18 protein-coding genes are annotated in these 15,869 nt (G+C 71.6%); 9 read left to right on the top strand and 9 right to left on the bottom strand.

Annotated elements, in window-relative coordinates:
• Positions 1–98 precede the first annotated feature (98 nt).
• Positions 99–671 carry a dihydrofolate reductase family protein gene (locus DFJ67_RS32530; protein ID WP_116072096.1) on the top strand — a complete coding sequence of 191 codons (573 nt, stop codon included), beginning with the start codon at positions 99–101 and terminating at the stop codon, positions 669–671.
• On the opposite strand, the gene DFJ67_RS32535 is transcribed toward DFJ67_RS32530, so the two are convergent.
• Both DFJ67_RS32535 and DFJ67_RS32540 read right to left on the bottom strand, forming a co-directional pair.
• Positions 656–1,363 (bottom strand): helix-turn-helix domain-containing protein, encoded by a 708-nt coding sequence (locus DFJ67_RS32535; RefSeq protein ID WP_116072098.1) that lies wholly within the window; start codon positions 1,361–1,363, stop codon positions 656–658. The genes DFJ67_RS32530 and DFJ67_RS32535 overlap by 16 nt on opposite strands.
• A 52-nt stretch (positions 1,364–1,415) precedes the next feature.
• Entirely contained in the window at positions 1,416–2,363 is a 948-nt protein-coding gene (locus DFJ67_RS32540; protein ID WP_147315687.1) for a hypothetical protein, read from the bottom strand.
• Between the two features lie 174 nt (positions 2,364–2,537).
• Between DFJ67_RS32540 and DFJ67_RS32545 the strand changes: the two genes are divergently transcribed.
• From DFJ67_RS32545 to DFJ67_RS32560, 4 genes are all read left to right on the top strand, one after another.
• A complete protein-coding gene (locus tag DFJ67_RS32545) occupies positions 2,538–3,695 on the top strand; it encodes an NAD(P)/FAD-dependent oxidoreductase (RefSeq protein ID WP_116072102.1) in 1,158 nt (385 codons plus the stop codon).
• Entirely contained in the window at positions 3,692–4,591 is a 900-nt protein-coding gene (gene sigJ / locus DFJ67_RS32550; RefSeq protein ID WP_116072104.1) for an RNA polymerase sigma factor SigJ, read from the top strand. Before DFJ67_RS32545 ends, sigJ begins: the two co-directional genes overlap by 4 nt.
• Positions 4,592–4,621: 30 nt before the next feature.
• Positions 4,622–6,049 (top strand): MFS transporter, encoded by a 1,428-nt coding sequence (locus tag DFJ67_RS32555; protein WP_239097113.1) that lies wholly within the window; start codon positions 4,622–4,624, stop codon positions 6,047–6,049.
• Positions 6,050–6,140: 91 nt separating this feature from the next.
• Entirely contained in the window at positions 6,141–6,746 is a 606-nt protein-coding gene (locus DFJ67_RS32560) for a hypothetical protein (protein WP_147315688.1), read from the top strand.
• On the opposite strand, the gene DFJ67_RS32565 is transcribed toward DFJ67_RS32560, so the two are convergent.
• Positions 6,737–8,149: a serine/threonine-protein kinase gene (locus DFJ67_RS32565; protein ID WP_116072108.1), complete on the bottom strand. Its 1,413-nt coding sequence runs from the start codon at positions 8,147–8,149 to the stop codon at positions 6,737–6,739. The two genes, DFJ67_RS32560 and DFJ67_RS32565, sit on opposite strands and share 10 nt — an antisense overlap.
• 44 nt (positions 8,150–8,193) lie before the next feature.
• Here DFJ67_RS32565 and DFJ67_RS32570 point away from each other — a divergent pair, with 44 nt between their 5' ends.
• Entirely contained in the window at positions 8,194–8,754 is a 561-nt protein-coding gene (locus DFJ67_RS32570) for an RNA polymerase sigma factor (protein ID WP_116072110.1), read from the top strand.
• Between the two features lie 38 nt (positions 8,755–8,792).
• Positions 8,793–9,905 carry a TolB-like translocation protein gene (locus tag DFJ67_RS32575; protein ID WP_211333979.1) on the top strand — a complete coding sequence of 371 codons (1,113 nt, stop codon included), beginning with the start codon at positions 8,793–8,795 and terminating at the stop codon, positions 9,903–9,905.
• On the opposite strand, the gene DFJ67_RS32580 is transcribed toward DFJ67_RS32575, so the two are convergent.
• Genes DFJ67_RS32580 through DFJ67_RS32590 form a run of 3 tightly spaced genes read right to left on the bottom strand, consistent with a single transcriptional unit; the run spans position 9,902 to position 12,516 of the window.
• Positions 9,902–10,630: a class I SAM-dependent methyltransferase gene (locus tag DFJ67_RS32580; protein WP_116072112.1), complete on the bottom strand. Its 729-nt coding sequence runs from the start codon at positions 10,628–10,630 to the stop codon at positions 9,902–9,904. The genes DFJ67_RS32575 and DFJ67_RS32580 overlap by 4 nt on opposite strands.
• 9 nt (positions 10,631–10,639) lie before the next feature.
• The gene (locus tag DFJ67_RS32585; RefSeq protein ID WP_116072114.1) at positions 10,640–12,016 is read right to left on the bottom strand and encodes a PD40 domain-containing protein; all 1,377 of its coding nucleotides are present in this window, start codon (positions 12,014–12,016) and stop codon (positions 10,640–10,642) included.
• Positions 12,013–12,516, bottom strand: coding sequence for a SigE family RNA polymerase sigma factor (locus DFJ67_RS32590; protein ID WP_116072116.1), 504 nt, complete (start codon positions 12,514–12,516; stop codon positions 12,013–12,015). The genes DFJ67_RS32585 and DFJ67_RS32590 overlap by 4 nt, the downstream gene beginning before the upstream one ends.
• A gap of 79 nt (positions 12,517–12,595) precedes the next feature.
• Here DFJ67_RS32590 and DFJ67_RS32595 point away from each other — a divergent pair, with 79 nt between their 5' ends.
• Positions 12,596–12,883 carry an AAA family ATPase gene (locus DFJ67_RS32595; RefSeq protein WP_203783472.1) on the top strand — a complete coding sequence of 96 codons (288 nt, stop codon included), beginning with the start codon at positions 12,596–12,598 and terminating at the stop codon, positions 12,881–12,883.
• On the opposite strand, the gene DFJ67_RS32600 is transcribed toward DFJ67_RS32595, so the two are convergent.
• The 3 genes from DFJ67_RS32600 to DFJ67_RS32610 all read right to left on the bottom strand — a co-directional run bounded on the left by DFJ67_RS32600 (position 12,880) and on the right by DFJ67_RS32610 (position 15,445).
• A complete protein-coding gene (locus DFJ67_RS32600; RefSeq protein WP_116076896.1) occupies positions 12,880–14,373 on the bottom strand; it encodes a sensor histidine kinase in 1,494 nt (497 codons plus the stop codon). The genes DFJ67_RS32595 and DFJ67_RS32600 overlap by 4 nt on opposite strands.
• A gap of 115 nt (positions 14,374–14,488) precedes the next feature.
• Positions 14,489–14,815 (bottom strand): putative quinol monooxygenase, encoded by a 327-nt coding sequence (locus DFJ67_RS32605; RefSeq protein ID WP_116072118.1) that lies wholly within the window; start codon positions 14,813–14,815, stop codon positions 14,489–14,491.
• Between the two features lie 93 nt (positions 14,816–14,908).
• Entirely contained in the window at positions 14,909–15,445 is a 537-nt protein-coding gene (locus DFJ67_RS32610) for a winged helix-turn-helix transcriptional regulator (protein WP_116072120.1), read from the bottom strand.
• A gap of 96 nt (positions 15,446–15,541) precedes the next feature.
• On the opposite strand from DFJ67_RS32610, the gene DFJ67_RS32615 reads away from it, so the two are divergent.
• Entirely contained in the window at positions 15,542–15,847 is a 306-nt protein-coding gene (locus DFJ67_RS32615; RefSeq protein ID WP_116072122.1) for a putative quinol monooxygenase, read from the top strand.
• Positions 15,848–15,869: the final 22 nt, after the last annotated feature.

Raw genomic sequence — 15,869 nt, forward strand, 5'->3', positions numbered from 1 at the left:
GAGCCTAGCCTGCGCGCTGTCGTTTCCGTACAAGACGGCCCTGCTCCTCGGTTTTAGCCTGGTGCCACAACGCCTGACTATCGGGGAGAGAACCGCGGATGCGTGATCTGGTTTACACGGGCTTCATGTCGCTCGACGGTGTCCTGGACTCGCCGGGTGGTGGAGCGGGGGAGGAGCACCGCGGCAAGGGGTGGGTCGGCAGCGTCGAGTTCCTGCCCGAGGCGTTCGCGCTCAAGGGCGAGGAGTTGGCCGACACGACGGCGCTGATGTTCGGGCGGCGTAGCAACGAGGCGTTCGCACCGTTCTGGCGCGAGTCCAACGACCACGCCAGCTACAAGGGCCTGCCGAAGTATGTCGTTTCGGGCACGCTGGCCGACGACGCGCTGCTCGACGGCTGGGGTCCGACGACGATCCTGCGCTCGACCGACGACGTGGCCGCGCTCAAGAAGAGCGACGGCGGCGCGATCTTCATCCACGGGAGCGCGGAACTCGCGCGCCGGCTCGCCGCCGCCGGTCTCATCGACCGATACAACTTGCTGGTCTTCCCGGTGCTGCTCGGCGCCGGCAAGGGGCTGTTCAGCCGGGCCGACGAGACCAAGCAGGCGCTGCGGCTGCGCGAGTCGGCCGCCTACCCGAACGGCGTGCTGAAGCTGATCTACGACGTCGGCTGATCCAGCGCCAGGGCGATCGCGCCGCCGGTGCCGCCCCGGAGTTGGCCCGCCGTGCGGCCGACGTAGCGGCGCAGCGCCCGGCTCAGGTGTGGCTCGTCGAAATAGTCGAGCTTGGTGACGACGTCGGCGACCGGGGTGCCGCCGGCCAGCAGCGTCGAGGCGTGGCGGGCGCGTTCGATCTGGCGCACGGCGCCCTGGGTCAGGCCCGTCGCCGCCTGGAAGCGACGCTCGACGGTCCGGGTCGAGATCGCCGGACGGTGGCCCCGGCGGACGTCGGCGACCAGCGGGTCACGCACCACCGCGCCGGCGCCGACAAGGCGGTGGACCAGGGCCTCGGCGTCGTCGGCACCCGGGGTCGCCCAGCGGGCGCCGTCGAGCCAGAACGCCCGGCGCGTCGCGTCGGGCAACTCGGCGCCGCGGTCGACCAGGTCGGGTGTGCGCACGGCCCGCAACGACGTGCCCACCGCGAACTCGATGCCGACGAACGTGGCGCCCTCGGGCACCGGCGCAGTGCCGGTCCTGGTCTCGGGGCCGGAGATGCTGGCGTACGCCGTGCCCTCGCGCTCCCAGAACACCAGGCCCCAGCAGACCGCGGCGACCGACGTCATCTCGGTGACGTGGTCGCTCGTGCAGGTCCACACCGTGTCGACCCAGGGCGAGTCGGACGAGCGTGTCTCGAACCGCAGTGCCACCTGCCGAGGATACGGTCCGGGCGGCGCGCGCCGCCCGGACCGCGAAACACGGCTAGCGGCGGCTGTCGGCGTGCAGCGAGCGGCAGGCCACCTGCTGGTAGCGGAACTGGCCGGCCTGGCGCCCGTTGACGAACACCGACACCCGGCCGGACCGGAACCGCTCGACCACCGACCGCCCCGGCCGCACGATCTGGGTCCGCTCGTTGTTGAAGCGGACCGTGATGTTGATCCGACCCGTGTTGACGACGGTCACCGCGCTCGACCGGTCACCGCACCGCGCCGGCGTGAAGGACACCTGCCACGACGGCACCGCGGGCGCCTTCCAGGCGAGCACCTGGCACACCCGGCCTGCGGCGAACCGCACGTTGTTGACCCGGGCGACCGTGCCATTGTTGTAGGTGCCCTGCCCGATCGAGATCGCGACGATCCGCGCCTGCGGGTTGGCGTCCAGGATCTGCGCCAGCGTCTTGTTGTCGGCGTAGGACCCGCCGCCCTGCGTGACCATGCCCGGGATGGTCGCGCCCGTCCAGAACTTGCCGGCGTCGACGTCCCACGTCTGTGTCTGGCCCCGGGCCGGGTTGCCGCTGATCTGGTAGTAGGGCTCGAAGACGATCGCGCCGTCGACGGAACCGTTGTTGGTCAGGTCCAGGAACAGCCGGTAGGCCGGCAGCGCGGCGTCGTTGCCCGCCGGGATGTTGCCCGTTCCGTCCAGCTTGGTCGTCTGGTAGCTCAGCGTCGACACCTCGGAGAGCCGCACCCGGGTCGGCAGGGTGTAGCGGTACTGCACCGACGAGTCCTGGCCCGGCGTGGCCACCTGGACGCCGTCCGGCACGATCTTCACCGTGCCGCCCGCGGTGGTCGTCCAACCCCGCGTGTTCTCCAACGTCGACGTCGCACACCGGTTCTGCGGCGCCGTCGCCGACGCCGACACGGCCGACACCGCGACGATGCCGCTCGTCACCGCCAGGGCGGCGAGCAGCCCGCCCAACGCACGTTTCAACAAGGGACACTCCTCGATAGCCGGCGCGTCCCGGTTGGACGCGGCTCTATCGACATCAACGACTGACCTGCCAGCTCTGAACGGACGGTCACCCCCACCGGTCGACTCCTCGACTTACCGGGTGACCCGCGTCACCTCGCGTCAGGTTCTGTCGTTCAGCGGTGTCTTGGTGGCATGACTGAGCACATGACACGTCACCAGGTCGTCGTCATCGGCGGCGGCTACGCCGGCGCGCTGGCCGCCAACCACCTGCGGTTGCGCGCCGACGTCGAGATCACCCTGGTCAATCCCCGGCCGGACTTCGTCGAACGGGTGCGGCTGCACCAACTCGCGGCAGGCACCGCCGACGCCACGGTCTCCTACGGCGAGTTGCTCGGCGCGGGCGTCCGGCTGGTGGTCGACAGCGCTACCCGGATCGACACCGCCGCCCGCGTGGTGCGGCTGGCGTCGGGCGCCACGCTGGACTACGACCACGTCATCTACGCGGTCGGCAGCACGGCGGCGATACCGGCGTCGGTGCCGGGCGCGGCCGAGTTCGCCCACCCCATCGCCGAGTACGAGGGTGCCCGGCGGCTGCGTACCCGGTTGGCCGAATTGCCCTTCGACGCGCCGATCACCGTCGTCGGCGGCGGGCTGACCGGCATCGAGACGGCCGCCGAACTGGCCGAGCAGGGCCGCGCCGTCACGATGGTGTGCGGTGGAACGCTGATGCCGGCCGTCAGCGCGCCCGGTCGCCGCTACGCGGCCAGATGGCTGTCGCGGCACGGTGTCACCGTGCGCGAAGCTGACCGGGTGGCGGAGGTGCGGCCGGGTGCGATCGTGTTCGCCGACGGCACGGTGCGGTCGAGCGCGCTGACGATCTGGGCGACCGGGTTCGGCGTGCCGGAGTTGGCGGCCGCGAGCGGGCTGCGCACCGACCCGCTCGGCCGGCTGCTCACCGACGAGACGTTGACCAGCCTCGACGACGACCGAGTGGTGGCGGCCGGCGACGCCGCGGCACCGTCGGGCCAGCCGTTGCGGATGAGCTGCCAGGCCGCCGGCCCGCTGGGCGCGCAGGCCGCCAACACGGTGCTGAGCCACATCGCCGGCACCGAGCCCGCGGTGATCAACCAGGCCCTCACCGGGTCGTGCGTCAGCCTCGGCCGGAGCGCCGCCATGCGACAGCTCGCCCGCAGGGACGACAGCGTGGTGAACGTCTTCATCGGCGGGCGCCCCGGCGCCATGATCAAGGAGATGGCCTGCAAGGTCGCGGTGGGCCGGATCCGGCGCGAGGCCAGCAGGCCGGGCTCGGCGGCCTGGGTCAAGGGCGGCCGGGCGGTCGCGTCCGCGTGAACACCCACGCCGAGCACGCCGAGCGGTTCACGCTGTTCCGGCCGCTGCTGTTCACGATCGCCTACGAGCTGCTCGGCTCCGCGACCGAGGCCGACGACGTGCTCCAGGACAGCTATCTGCGGTGGGCGCGGGTCGACCTCGCGACGGTCCGGGACAGCCGGTCCTACCTGGCCCGGCTGGTGACCCGGCAGGCCCTCAACGCGGTGCGGGCCAACGCGCGCCGGCGCGAGGACTACGTCGGCCCGTGGTTGCCCGAACCGCTGTTGCTCGACCAGCACGACCCCGCCGCCGACGTCGTGCTCGCCGAGTCGGTGTCGATGGCGATGCTGGTGGTCCTCGAGACGCTGGGACCCGACGAGCGTGCGGTGTTCGTGCTGCGCGAGGTGTTCGGCTTCGACTACGACGAGATCGCCGCCGCGGTGGGCCGGTCGGTGCCGACCGTGCACCAGATGGCCCACCGCGCCCGCTCGCACGTGCGGGCCCGGCGACGGCGGTTCCAGCCCGCCGACGCCGCGCGGACGGCCCAGGTCACCGAGCGGTTCATGACCGCGGCGGCCACCGGTGACCTGGGTGGGCTGCTCGCCCTGCTCGCGCCCGACGTCACCTGGACCGCCGACAGCGGCGGCAAGGCCACCGCCGCGCGCCGGCCGGTGGTCGGCGCCCGGAAGGTGGCCGCCGTCATGATGGACCTCTTCCACGGCCGGGGGCAGCTTCCGGGCCTGCGGCTGCGGATCACCACCTGCAACAGCGTGCCGGCGGTGGTCGCCCGGGTCGGCGACCACACCGAGGGCGTTTTCCTGATCGAGATCATCGACCACAAGATCACCAATGTGTACGCCGTCCGCAACCCCGACAAGCTCGCCGCCCTGTCGGTCCCGCGCCGGATCGGCCGGTAAGTCGCCCGGCGGTCGCCGTCGGGTGCCGTAATGTCCGAGAACGTGGTGGACGCGCGCTGGCGGGCGATGACGGTCGCGCTGATCGCGGCGTTCATGACGCTGCTCGACGTCAGCATCGTCAACGTGGCGCTGCCGTCGATCCAGAACGACCTGGGTCTCAGCTCCGGCGGCCTCCAGTGGGTGCTGTCCGGCTACGCCCTCGCGTTCGGTCTCGTGCTGGTGCCGGCCGGGCGGTTCGGCGACGCACACGGCCGGCGCCGGCTGTTCGTCCTCGGGCTGGCCGGGTTCACCGTGGCCAGTGCGGCCGCGGGCTTCGCGCAGAGTGAGCTGTGGCTGATCTGCGCCCGGCTGGTGCAGGGCGCGTCCGCCGGCGTGGTCAACCCGCAGGTGTCGGGTCTGGTCCAGCAGATGTTCAAGCCGGCCGAACGCGGCCGTCCGTTCGGGGCGCTCGGCGCGACCATCGGCGTGTCCACCGCCCTCGGGCCGCTGCTCGGCGGTGCGATCATCGCGATCGCCGGCGCCGAGTCGGGCTGGCGATGGATCTTCTTCATCAACATCCCGGTCGGCGTCGTCGCGATCACGCTGGGTTCGCGGTGGATCCCCGGCACGCCCGCCGAGCACCGCCAGCGGCGCGGCGTCGACCCGGTCGGCGTCGTGCTGCTGGGCGGCGGCGTCGCGCTGATCCTGCTGCCGCTGGTGCAGCAACAGCAGTGGCACGGCCCGATCGTGTGGATCCTGATCGTGGCCGGCCTGGCGGTCCTCGGGCTCTTCGTGATCTGGGAGCTGCGGCAACTGCGCGGCGGCGGGTCGCCGCTGGTCGACCTGCGCCTGTTCCGCCGGCGCTCGTTCGCGCTCGGGTCGCTGGTCGCCCTCACCTACTTCGCGGGGTTCACCACGACCTTCTTCATCTTCACGCTGTTCCTCCAGAACGGGCTGCGCTACTCGCCGCTGGAGGCCGGCCTGTCGGTGACACCGTTCGCGCTCGGCTCGGCCTCGGGCGCGCTGCTCGGTGGGCGGATCGTCAACCGCTACGGGCGGGCGCTGGTCGTCACCGGCCTGTGCATGGTGATCGGCGGCCTGGCCTTCGTGATGCTCGCGCTGCATTTCGTGGCCGGCCGGGGCGTGGGCTTCGCGACCGCGCTGCCGCTGCTGGTCGCCGGCATCGGCAGCGGGCTGGTGATCAGCCCCAACCAGAACCTCACGCTGAGCCAGGTGCCGGTGGCCGAGGCGGGCAGCGCCGGCGGAGTGCTCCAGACCGGGCAGCGGATCGGTTCCGCGATCGGCATCGCGGCGATCGGCGCGGTCTTCTTCGACCGGCTCGCGTCCTCCCGAGGCGACTATTCGGAGGCGTTCCGCACCGGTCTGCTGGTGACGATACTGTTCATGGCTATCGCGTTGGTCGCGGCGACCTCAGACGTGGTCGCCGGTCACCGAGCCCGAGGCTCTTCGCAGGTGTGACGGATAGCCGACTCCGCTCGGCGAACCAGATCCGATGTGGGCGCATCGAACCTCACGACAACAGCCCAATCGGAACCGCCAGGAGTCATTGATGCGTGCAACACGTTTGATCGGGGTCGTCGCCTGCCTGCTGTTCGCAGCGGCCTGCTCGCCCGTGCAACACCAGGTCGGTGACGCGGCGCCGGCCGGCTCACCGGCGCCGACCGTGGCCGCGCCTACCGCGACCGCTCCCACGGTCACCCCGACCACCCCGGCTTCGACGCCTTCTTCCACCATCGAGGCCACCAGGGCGCCGCTTCTGCTCGGGCCGGCCGGCTACGGCGCACTGAAGATCGGCATGACCGAGAAGCAGGCCAAGGCGACCGGGATGCTGACGCCCTTCACGAACTCCGGCTGCCGGATCGCTTATCTGCGCGGCTTCCCGCAGGGCAAGGGCGCCGTCTTCGTCTCGCCCACGCTCGGGCTCATCGCCATCAACGCTTGGGGCACCATGAAGACGCCCGAGGGAGTACGCGTGGGCACCTCGACCGCCGAGATGCGACGGATCTACCCGAAGCGGCAGTTCGTCGACGGGGACGGCGACTACGAGAAGGTCTTCGTGAAGGTGAGCAACCAGGCCGTCTACCGCATCGCCGTGAACGGCGGCAAGGTCACCGAGTTGACCCTCCAGCATGCGCACCAGGACTGCTACGAGTAGCGGCCGGCCTGCGGTGCCAGCCTGTTGGACACCCGCAGGCTGGCCAGGATCTCGTCGGTGACGTCGGCGTCGCCGACCTGCTTGACCTGCACGTAGACGCCGAAGCCACGACCCGGCACGGCGAACACCACCTCGCTGAAAGAGACGGAGGAGCCACACGATGTCCAGCGCCGCACCCGGGCGAGATTGCCGTCCACATACACGGTGCGCTGTGGCTCCTCCACACACGACGGGTGGCTGGGCAGCGCCGGGGTCGGGCTGCCGGCGAGCAGGGCCCGGCTGGCGCCGACGAACACGCCGGGCATGGCGCTGGCGGGGTCGGGCCAGACGGCGAGGTCCGGTGCGGCCACCAGCCCCGGCGCGTGGCCGGCGGGAAGGCGCAGCACCGACGGGTTCCAGCCGTCGTCCTTCAGCTCGCCGGCCCAGCCCGGTGGCACCGCGACAGACAGATCACCACCGGCATCGTGTACGCGTACCCAGCCGTACCGAGCCGGCAGCGTGGCGCTGGCACCCGTGGCCGCCAGCACCGCGGCGATCGAGATGCCGGCGCCGACGGTCCGCCGCAGCCACCGGAGCGCCCGGGTGCGGCTGGTCTCGCGTTCGAGCGCCGCGGTGACCCGCTCCAGTTCGTCGACCATGGCGGTGGCGGAGTCCCAGCGTTGCCGGGGGTCGGGTTGCAGGGCGCGGGTCACCAGTTCGTCCACCATGGACGGTAGGCCGGGCCGCGCCTGCGACGGCCGGCGGGTCCTGGCCGAACCCGACCAACCCGGCTCGGGCGGGCGGCCGGTCAGCATGTGGTAGAGGGTGGCGCCGATCGCGTACACGTCGGCTCTGGTGTCCAGACCACCGCCGGGGGTGGCCTGCTCGGGCGGCATATAGCCGGGCGTGCCGGCGGCGATCGTGAAGCCCGACGCGTTGGCCAGCGCCTTGGCCAGGCCGAGGTCGGCGACCAGGACCCGATCCCGGCCGGCCGTGGGTTCGAAGAGCACATTGGACGGTTTGAGGTCGCGGTGCAGCACGCCGGCCTCGTGCAACGCCGCGACGGCGCGGCCGATGTCGACGGCGACGCGCAGGGCCTCCCGCACCGGCAACGGTCCGGCGGAAAGCCGATCGGCGAGCGTGCCGCCGGCCACGAAGGGCATCACCAGATAGGGCCGGCCGTCGGGCAGCTCACCCACGTCGAGCACCCGCACCAGCAGCACCGAGTCGGCCCGGCGCATGATCCGCGCTTCCTGCTCGAACCGCATGCGCAGGTCGGAGTGGTAGGACCAGTTGTCGGCCAGCACCTTGATGGCCACCTGGGCGTCGAGCGCGTCGTCGGCCCCGAGCCACACCGTGGCGAACGCTCCAGACCCGATACGCCGCACGATGCGATATCGGCCGATCTTTTCCGGCACTGACACGCCCGTATTATGGGGCACCCAACGCGAAGAAACGGGGACCGCGGATGGCCGACGATCGTCACCTCGAAGACCTGGCCGCCCGCGCGGCGACCGGCGACACCGGCGCGCTGGACGCGCTGCTCAGCGCGATCGGCCCCCAGGTGTTGCGGCAGTGCCAGCGCTTCCTGCCGTGCCGGCAGGACGCCGAGGAAGCCTGCCAGGACGTGCTGTTGCAGGTCGCGCGCAACATCGACGGTTTCGCGGGGAGGTCGCGCTTCTCGACCTGGCTCTACGTCGTCACGGCCAACTGCGCCCGCCAGACCTACCGCACCCTCAAACGCCGGTCCAGCGAACAACCCACGGCGTTGCTCCCCATCGACGCCGCCGATCCGCGCACGACGAGCGTGATCGCGGGGTCGCGGCTCGACCTCCTCGACGCCCTCGAACGACTCGAAGCGCACCGCCCGGAGTTGGTCGCCCCGCTGGTGCTGCGCGACGTGTGCCAGTTGAGCTACGAGGAGATCGCCGAGCACCTGGCCATCCCGCTCGGCACCCTGAAGTCACGCATCCACGACGCCCGCCGCCACGTCCGCGCCTCCCTGGCCGGCACGACCGCCGACCGGTGATCCGGGCGGTCGTCCCTGGGCCCGTGGTCGAGCGGCTCGTGTGCCGTCCGCGCCTGCCGCTGGTCGCCGGCCTGGACGCCGGGCGTCCGGCGGTCCACGTCTGGGAGACCCCCGGCCTTCGTCAGGTCGGCAGCGTCGGCGCGGACTCGCCTGCCTACGCTGACGATCGGGCCGGGGGGACGCCGGCGGTGGCGTGGCATCCGCACGAGCCGTCGCTGATGGTGGCACTACCCGGTCGGGTCGTGCGGTGGACGGCGGCCGGGGCTTCCGACGTGGACGGTGTCGCTCCGGCCTACAGCGGTCTGGCGTTCAGCCCGGACGGCCGGGAGCTGTGGGCGTCACCGTCCGGCACCGGGTCAGCCATCCTCGACGTCCCTTCGGGAGTCGTCAGCTCCGGTCCGTGGTGGGACACCGGGATCGCGCCGCACCCGGCCGGCGGGCTGGTCGCCACGGTCCATAGCGAGCAGGGTGCGACCCACGTGCTGTTCGCGCTCGTCGACGGCCGGGGCCCGATGCGCGTCCTGCGCAAGGCCTTGATCCTGGCGGCCGACTCCTACGCGCCGCCGATCTTCAGCCGCGACGGTCGATACCTCGCGATCCGCGGCAACGCGTACGAGAACTCGTTGGATGTCTTCGCGTTTCCCTCGCTCGAGCTGGTGCTGAAGACCACGCTCGGCCAGCCCTACCCGGGCTATCCGCCGCCGGCGGACTGGCTCGAGAAGGCGAGCGCCTGGTCGCGGCACAACATCGCCTTCGCCAACCAGTCCGGCGTGCTCTGGGTGGGCACCCGGACCGGGCCGCTCGTCGAACTCGACCTGGCCAACCGCACGTGGGTCACCCACGACCCACTGCCTGGTTGTCGGGTGACCGCCCTGGCCGCCACGGCGGCCGGCGACCTCGTTGTCGCGACCGCCGCGGGTGAACTCGCGCTCGTGGCGACGCCCGACCGTCCGGCCGCGGACGCTGCCTCGCGGGATCTGGTCACCGCGTTCGTGGACAGCACCGAGGAAGTCGGCGACGGCGAACACGTGGTGACCGATGGGGATCGGACCTGGACGCCCGAGGACCTGGCGACCGTGACCACCGCGGAGGATGACGATCCGATGTGGTTGCGGCACCGGGCCGCCATCAACAAGGTGATCCGCCGCTAGGCCGGGGCTGCTGCCAGTGGCTTGCGGGCCAGGATGAGTTGGCAGCGCGGGCTGCCGTCGCCGTGCTGGCCGAGTTCGGTCAGGGCTACGGACTCCGCGGCGAAGCCGGCCGTGGTCAGGTCGGTGAGAACGTCGCGCAGCGGGTTGGTGCGGTAGTACATGACGAACGGTGGGCGCCACACCGCGTTGCGGACGCGCATGGTCAGGTCGAAGCCGAGGGTGACCCAGTGCGCGACCGCCGTGCGGGGCGGCATGGTGCCGATCGGGAAGGCGAAGAGCCCGCCGGGTCGCAGGGCGCGGTGGACTCCCTCGAACAGGGCGGGAAGCTCTTCGGGCAGGAAGTGGCCGAGCGCACCGAAGCTGACCGCCAGGTCGAAACGGGGTGCGAAGGGCATCGCGCGCACGTCGGCGCGTACCCAGGTGGCGTCCGGATGTGCGCTCTTCGCCTGTGCCAGCATGCCCGCGCTGAAGTCGACGCCGATGGTCCGGCCCTGGCACAGCGACCGGAGCACCGACATGCCCGCGCCGCTGCCGCAGCACACGTCGAGGCCGTCGGTGAAGGGGCCGCGTGCGGACAGGGCCTGGGTGGTCGCGCCGAGAATGCTGTCCGGCGTGCGGAAGGGCGTGTAGTCGAACTTCGGCGCCAGCAGGTCGTAGCCGCGCTCGACCGACGAGAGCGCCTGGACGGTCAGTTCGCGCAGCGACGGGCCTTGTGGCGAGAACACCGACCGAGACTACCCGCGGGACCGCGTCACCCGCCGGTCGTCGAGCCAGAGCGCCAGGCCTTTGCGACGGCGGAAGGCCACGATCGCGGCCAGCAGGAGGGGGATGAACGAGGTCCAGACCCAGAATCGGGGACCGACCCCGCCGGGTGGGTGCGCCTCGCGGGTGCGACCGCCGTGGACCACGGCGTCGGCGACGTCGATCGAGACCACGTCGTCGGGTGCGACCAGCAGGGTGGTCGGCGCGCTGGCGCCGGGCGAGAGGGCCAGGATCCGGACGGTGCCGACATTGAAGTAGTCGATTCGGGAGTCCACATCGAGCGGTGAGTTGAACGCACCCGGCGCGTGCGGGCCGGGCACATAGGCGACCACCCGAGCCGACCCGTCCACGGCCCAGCCGAGCAGCCGGATGGCGGTCACGTTGGTGACGGTGGGCGTGTCGACCAGGCCGAGGTCCCGACCGGTGGCCGCGTCGACCCGCCCGAGGCGCCAACTGTCGATGCCGCGCCGGGCGACAGTGAGCGTCTGGGCATCGGCGCTCCAGGCGCCCTTGCCGGCAAGCTCGGCGTCGGCGGCGAGGGTGAACGACGCGAGCCGCCGGCCGTCCACGTCGCCGACGGTGACCGTCCGCCCGGTCTGGAACGCGAGCCTGGTGCCGTCGGGTGCGAACGCCACCGCCGTTCCCAGCCCGTCCTCGTTCTCGGCCTCGCCCAGCCGGGTGTGCCGGTCGGTGCCGGGCCAGACGACGCTCAGCACGTGCCGGTAGTCGGTGCGCTCGGCATCGACGGGAACCGTGGATCGCACCACGAGCGCCCGGCCGTCCGGTGACCAGGCCACCGGGTCGATCATGACCGTGCCGTCCACCCCGCTGCCCACGTCGCGACTATGTCCCGTCACCAGGTCGACGATCTCCACGGCAGAACGCAGGGAGGAGACGGCTCTGAAGGCGACCTGGCGGCCGTCGGCGGACAGCACCGTGTCCACACCGGCCCGCGCCTCGATCTCGCCCCGGATGATCCGGTAGCGGTCGTCGTGCGCGCCGACGACCGTGATGAGGCTGCCTTCATCGCCGTATTCCAGGCCCGAACCCTGACCCGTGAAGATCACCGAGGCCGAGCCGAGCCGCGGCCGATCCGTCGCGTGCAAGCTGCCGAGGGGCGGCACGCCGATCCGGTCGGGCAAGGCGGCGTCCGTCTTCCCGTCAGTGGTCGGAGCCGGGCTGGTGTCCACAAGGGGCAGCGCCGTGCCGACGAGAGCCAGCACCGCGGCGGCCGCGAGCCCGGCACGCCGGCGGGAGCGGCGTGCGGTGGCGAGGGCTTTCTCATAGACGGGGTACGCGGGCACGTCGCCCGCCGCGCCGTGCAGCGACTCACGCAGCCGGGTCGTCATCGCGGGCTCCTCTCCGGGGCGCGGTCGACCAGGTCGGGCGCGATGACCCGCAACCGGCGGATCGCGTCGTGCCCGTGCCGTTTCACGGTGCCGAGCGAGCAGCCGAGCACGTCGGCCACCTGTGCCTCGGTCAGATCCTCGAAGAACCGCAACACGACCACGGCCCGCTGGCGTGGGGTGAGCTGGCGCAGCGCCGCAGCCACGGCCAACCGGAGGGTGGTCGCGTCGGAGTGGTCGACGGCGTGCCGGTCGGTGGGCTCCGGCTCGAGGCGCTCGGCCGGCCGGCGCCGGCGCCACCAGGAGATCTGCTGGTGATACATCACGCGCCGGACGTAGGCCTCGGGATCGCCGTCCCTGATCCGCCGCCAGTGCCGGTAGGTCTTCGCGAGGGCGCTCTGCAACAGATCCTCGGCGAGCTGGTGGTCACCGGTGAGCAGGTAGGCCCGCCGCGACAACGCCGGCGAACGGGACACCACGAACTCGTGGAACGTCTCGGCCATCGCACCCCCTCGCCCGGTAGAACGCCGCCCGGCGCCTTAATGGTTGGGGCAGGGATTCAAGGTTGGGCACACTGTCGGCGTGGAGTTGGTCATCCTGGTCGGGTTGCAGGCGTCGGGCAAGAGCACCTACTGCCGGCAGGCGTTGGCGGCCAGCCACACCGTCGTGAGCAAGGACGACTTCGGCAACGCCCGGCACCGTCAGCGGCGGCAGCTGCGGCTGATCAACGACCTCCTGACCGACGGGCGCGATGTCGTGGTGGACAACACCAACCCGTCCCCGGATGATTGGCAGCCGCTGATCACCGTGGAGCGGGAGCTGCCGATGAAAGACGCCTACCGCGACCTCGTCGAACGGCTCGCGGCCTAGTCGCCCTCCGGGGCGGTCTCGGTGAGCGGCAGCCGGAGGGCGAACGTCGTGCCCACGCCCGGCTCGCTGTGCACCCGGACCGTGCCGCCGTGGGCCGCGACCAAAGCCGCCACGATGGCGAGGCCCAGGCCTGTGCTGGTGGAGCCGTCCCGGCGGGTGCGGGCGTCGTCGACGCGGTAGAAGCGTTCGAAGACGCGATCCGCCTGCTCGGGTGACAGGCCCGGACCCGTGTCGTGTACGTCGATCACCGCGAACCCGTCGTCTTCCGCCCGCAGCGCGATGTTGATCGTGGCCGTCGGCGGCGTGTGGGTGACCGCGTTGCTCAGCAGGTTGCTCAGCACCTGCCGCAACCGGCGGTCGTCGCCGTTCACCACCAGCGGGCCGGGGGCCGCGGTCGTGTCCATGGTGATCTCGCGTTCGGGTGCGCTCGCGCGGGCCGCCAGCATCGCGTCGGCGACCAGCACCCGCAGGTCGACCGGCGCCAGGGTGACCGGGCGTTCCTGGTCCAAGCGGGCCAGCAGCAGGAGGTCTTCGACGAGCAGGCCCATCCGGGCGGCCTCGTCTTCGATGCGGCGGACCAGTTTGGCCGTGTCGGCCGTCGTGGCCACGGCGCCCTGCCGGTAGAGCTCCGCGAAGCCGCGGATCGTGGTCAGCGGGGTACGCAGTTCGTGTGAGGCGTCGGCGATGAACTGGCGCATCCGCTCCTCCGAGCGGCGGGCCCTCGATTCGGATGCCTGCGCCGCCGCGGCGGCGTCGCGGGCCGTGGCCTCCGAGCGGGCCCGGGCGGTGAACGCCGACTCGATCTGGGTCAGCATCGCGTTGAGGGCGCGGGACAGGCGGCCCAGCTCGGACCGGGGGCGGGCGACGCCGGGCTCCGGGTCGGGGATGCGCCTCGACAGGTCGCCGGCGGCGATCGCTCCCGCGGTCTGTTCGATCTCGTTGAGGGGGCGCAGGCTGCTGCGGACGATGCCGGCGCCCGCGATGGCCAGCAGGATCAGCACCGTGCCGCCGGCCAGGGCGTCGATCCAGATCAGGCGGGCGACGGCATAGTCCACGTCGGAGAGATCCTGGCCGACCGCGACGTAGCGGTCGTCGCCCAGGTCGCCCACGACGACCCGCCAGCGCAGCGCCTTGCTGCCCGAGCCCGCGGTGAACGGGTCGGCGCCGGCGTGCTGCTGGTAGAACGCCGCGCTGTCGATCGCGCCCGGCAGGTCGGCCTTTGTGAACCGGTCGTCGCGGAGGACCTCCACTGTGGCCCGGTCGGGGTCCGTCGCGGCGACCAGGTAGTCGGACGGCAGGCCGCCGGGGCTGTCCGACGGCATCGACTGCTCGAACCGGCTCAGGTAGCGGACCAGTTCCTCGTCGATGCGGCCGACCAGGTAGCTGCGCAGGAAGTAGGCGCTGCTGGCGCCGATGATCAGCAGGGCCGCGGTGACCAGCGTGAGCACCGCGGCGACGAGCTTGACCCGCAGCGGGATCGACCCGGTCATCGTCGGCACATCCCTCCCCGAGGAAAACCCGGACCGGGTGTTCCCCAGCAGCATGCCCGACATCGACAGCCCCACGCACCGCCCGCCTGCTGGCAGTTAGCTGTGAGTCAGCGGGTCACTCCGGGACCGCCAGCTCGCCGAGCAGCGACCAGTCGTCCTGGTCGAGGGTGGCGTTGACGATCTTCGGCGTGGCCACGAGGTAGGCCGGCAGCGTCTTCTGCGCCTGTGCGAAGTGGTCGGAGCCGACGTGGGCGCCGCCCGCGTCGCCGTCGCGGAACGCTTCGACCAGCACGTATTCGGTGGGGTCGTCGAGGCTGCGGGACCAGTCGAACCAGAGGCAGCCGGGCTCGGCGCGGGTGGCCTCGGTGAAGTCGCGCGAGATGGCCGGCCACTGCTCGGCGTGCTCGGGCTTGACTCGGAACTTGGCGGTAATGAAGATCATCCGAAGCCTCCTCTTGACCGGGCGACCCCTCGTGGACCGCGCCGGCTCATTGTCCCCGCGTGGGGCCCCGGAGGGTGTCGCAGAATGATCCGCTCATCCGCGTACGCCGGTCGTGGTGATGGGTTCGAGCAGGAGCCGGGGCGTGTTCATCGCCTGGGACACGGGATCGACGTCGGCGGCCTCCGGCGCGAAGCCGGGACCGGGCTCCATCCGGGTCTCGGCGACCGGGACGATCCGCCCACACAGCGCACAGCGCCCGTCGATGTCGAGCAGGCCGCCGTCGTCATCGTGGCGCTGGGTGCGTCGCACGCCGGCGGGGGAGTAGTGGGCGTCGCCCCAGGCCATCAGCGTGCGCAGGGCCGGCCACAGCTCGATGCCCTTGGCCGTGAGCCGGTATTCGACGCTGCCGGCCGCGTCCTCGCCACGGGCCAGCACGCCCTCGGCCACGAGAAACTTGAGCCTGCTGGTGAGGCTGGCGCGCGGGATGCCGAGTTGAGTGGCGAAATCACCGAATCGGCGTACGCCGTAGAAGGCGTCCCGAATGATCAACAGCGTCCAGCGCTCGCCGAGGACTTCCAGCGCTCGCGCCAATGAACAGTTGCGGTCCGGGTAGGTGCTGGGTAGCGACACAACTCGAGTCTACCCGTTTGGGTTCAGTCATTGAACTGGCGGTGCTAGGCTGACCTAGTTCAGTCACTGAACCAGCCGCTTCGAGGAGGCTTTTCGATGTACCAGTTCCTGGTTTCGTTCACTGTCCAGCCCGACCACCGCGACGACTTCGTGCGGGCCGCCAAGAAGACCGCGCGCGACTCGATGGCCAACGAGCCCGGCTCGGAGCGGTTCGAGGTGATCGCCGACGAGAAGAACCCGGACCTCTTCTACCTCAACGAGGTCTACGCCGACGCCGACGCGTTCAACACCCACGCCAGCGGCCCCTACTTCGGCGCGTTCTTCGCCGAGGCGAGCAACTACGCCGAGGGTCCTAACTGGCTCATGCGCGGCAACCTCATCGGCGACAAGGCCAACGCATAACGGGATCCAAGCGGCGACCGGG

The sequence above is a fragment of the Asanoa ferruginea genome (genome assembly GCF_003387075.1).
Lineage (GTDB): Bacteria > Actinomycetota > Actinomycetes > Mycobacteriales > Micromonosporaceae > Asanoa > Asanoa ferruginea.

What these genes read in the sequence shown, in the direction of transcription:
- DFJ67_RS32555 (WP_239097113.1), top strand. Translation starts at nt 4,622, where the DNA reads ATGTCCGAGAACGTGGTGGACGCGCGCTGGCGGGCGATGACGGTCGCG.
- DFJ67_RS32570 (WP_116072110.1), top strand. Translation starts at nt 8,194, where the DNA reads ATGGCCGACGATCGTCACCTCGAAGACCTGGCCGCCCGCGCGGCGACC.
- DFJ67_RS32615 (WP_116072122.1), top strand. Translation starts at nt 15,542, where the DNA reads ATGTACCAGTTCCTGGTTTCGTTCACTGTCCAGCCCGACCACCGCGAC.
- DFJ67_RS32585 (WP_116072114.1), bottom strand. Translation starts at nt 12,016, where the DNA reads ATGACGACCCGGCTGCGTGAGTCGCTGCACGGCGCGGCGGGCGACGTG.
- DFJ67_RS32560 (WP_147315688.1), top strand. Translation starts at nt 6,141, where the DNA reads ATGCGTGCAACACGTTTGATCGGGGTCGTCGCCTGCCTGCTGTTCGCA.
- DFJ67_RS32600 (WP_116076896.1), bottom strand. Translation starts at nt 14,373, where the DNA reads ATGACCGGGTCGATCCCGCTGCGGGTCAAGCTCGTCGCCGCGGTGCTC.
- DFJ67_RS32590 (WP_116072116.1), bottom strand. Translation starts at nt 12,516, where the DNA reads ATGGCCGAGACGTTCCACGAGTTCGTGGTGTCCCGTTCGCCGGCGTTG.
- DFJ67_RS32605 (WP_116072118.1), bottom strand. Translation starts at nt 14,815, where the DNA reads ATGATCTTCATTACCGCCAAGTTCCGAGTCAAGCCCGAGCACGCCGAG.
- DFJ67_RS32545 (WP_116072102.1), top strand. Translation starts at nt 2,538, where the DNA reads ATGACTGAGCACATGACACGTCACCAGGTCGTCGTCATCGGCGGCGGC.
- DFJ67_RS32530 (WP_116072096.1), top strand. Translation starts at nt 99, where the DNA reads ATGCGTGATCTGGTTTACACGGGCTTCATGTCGCTCGACGGTGTCCTG.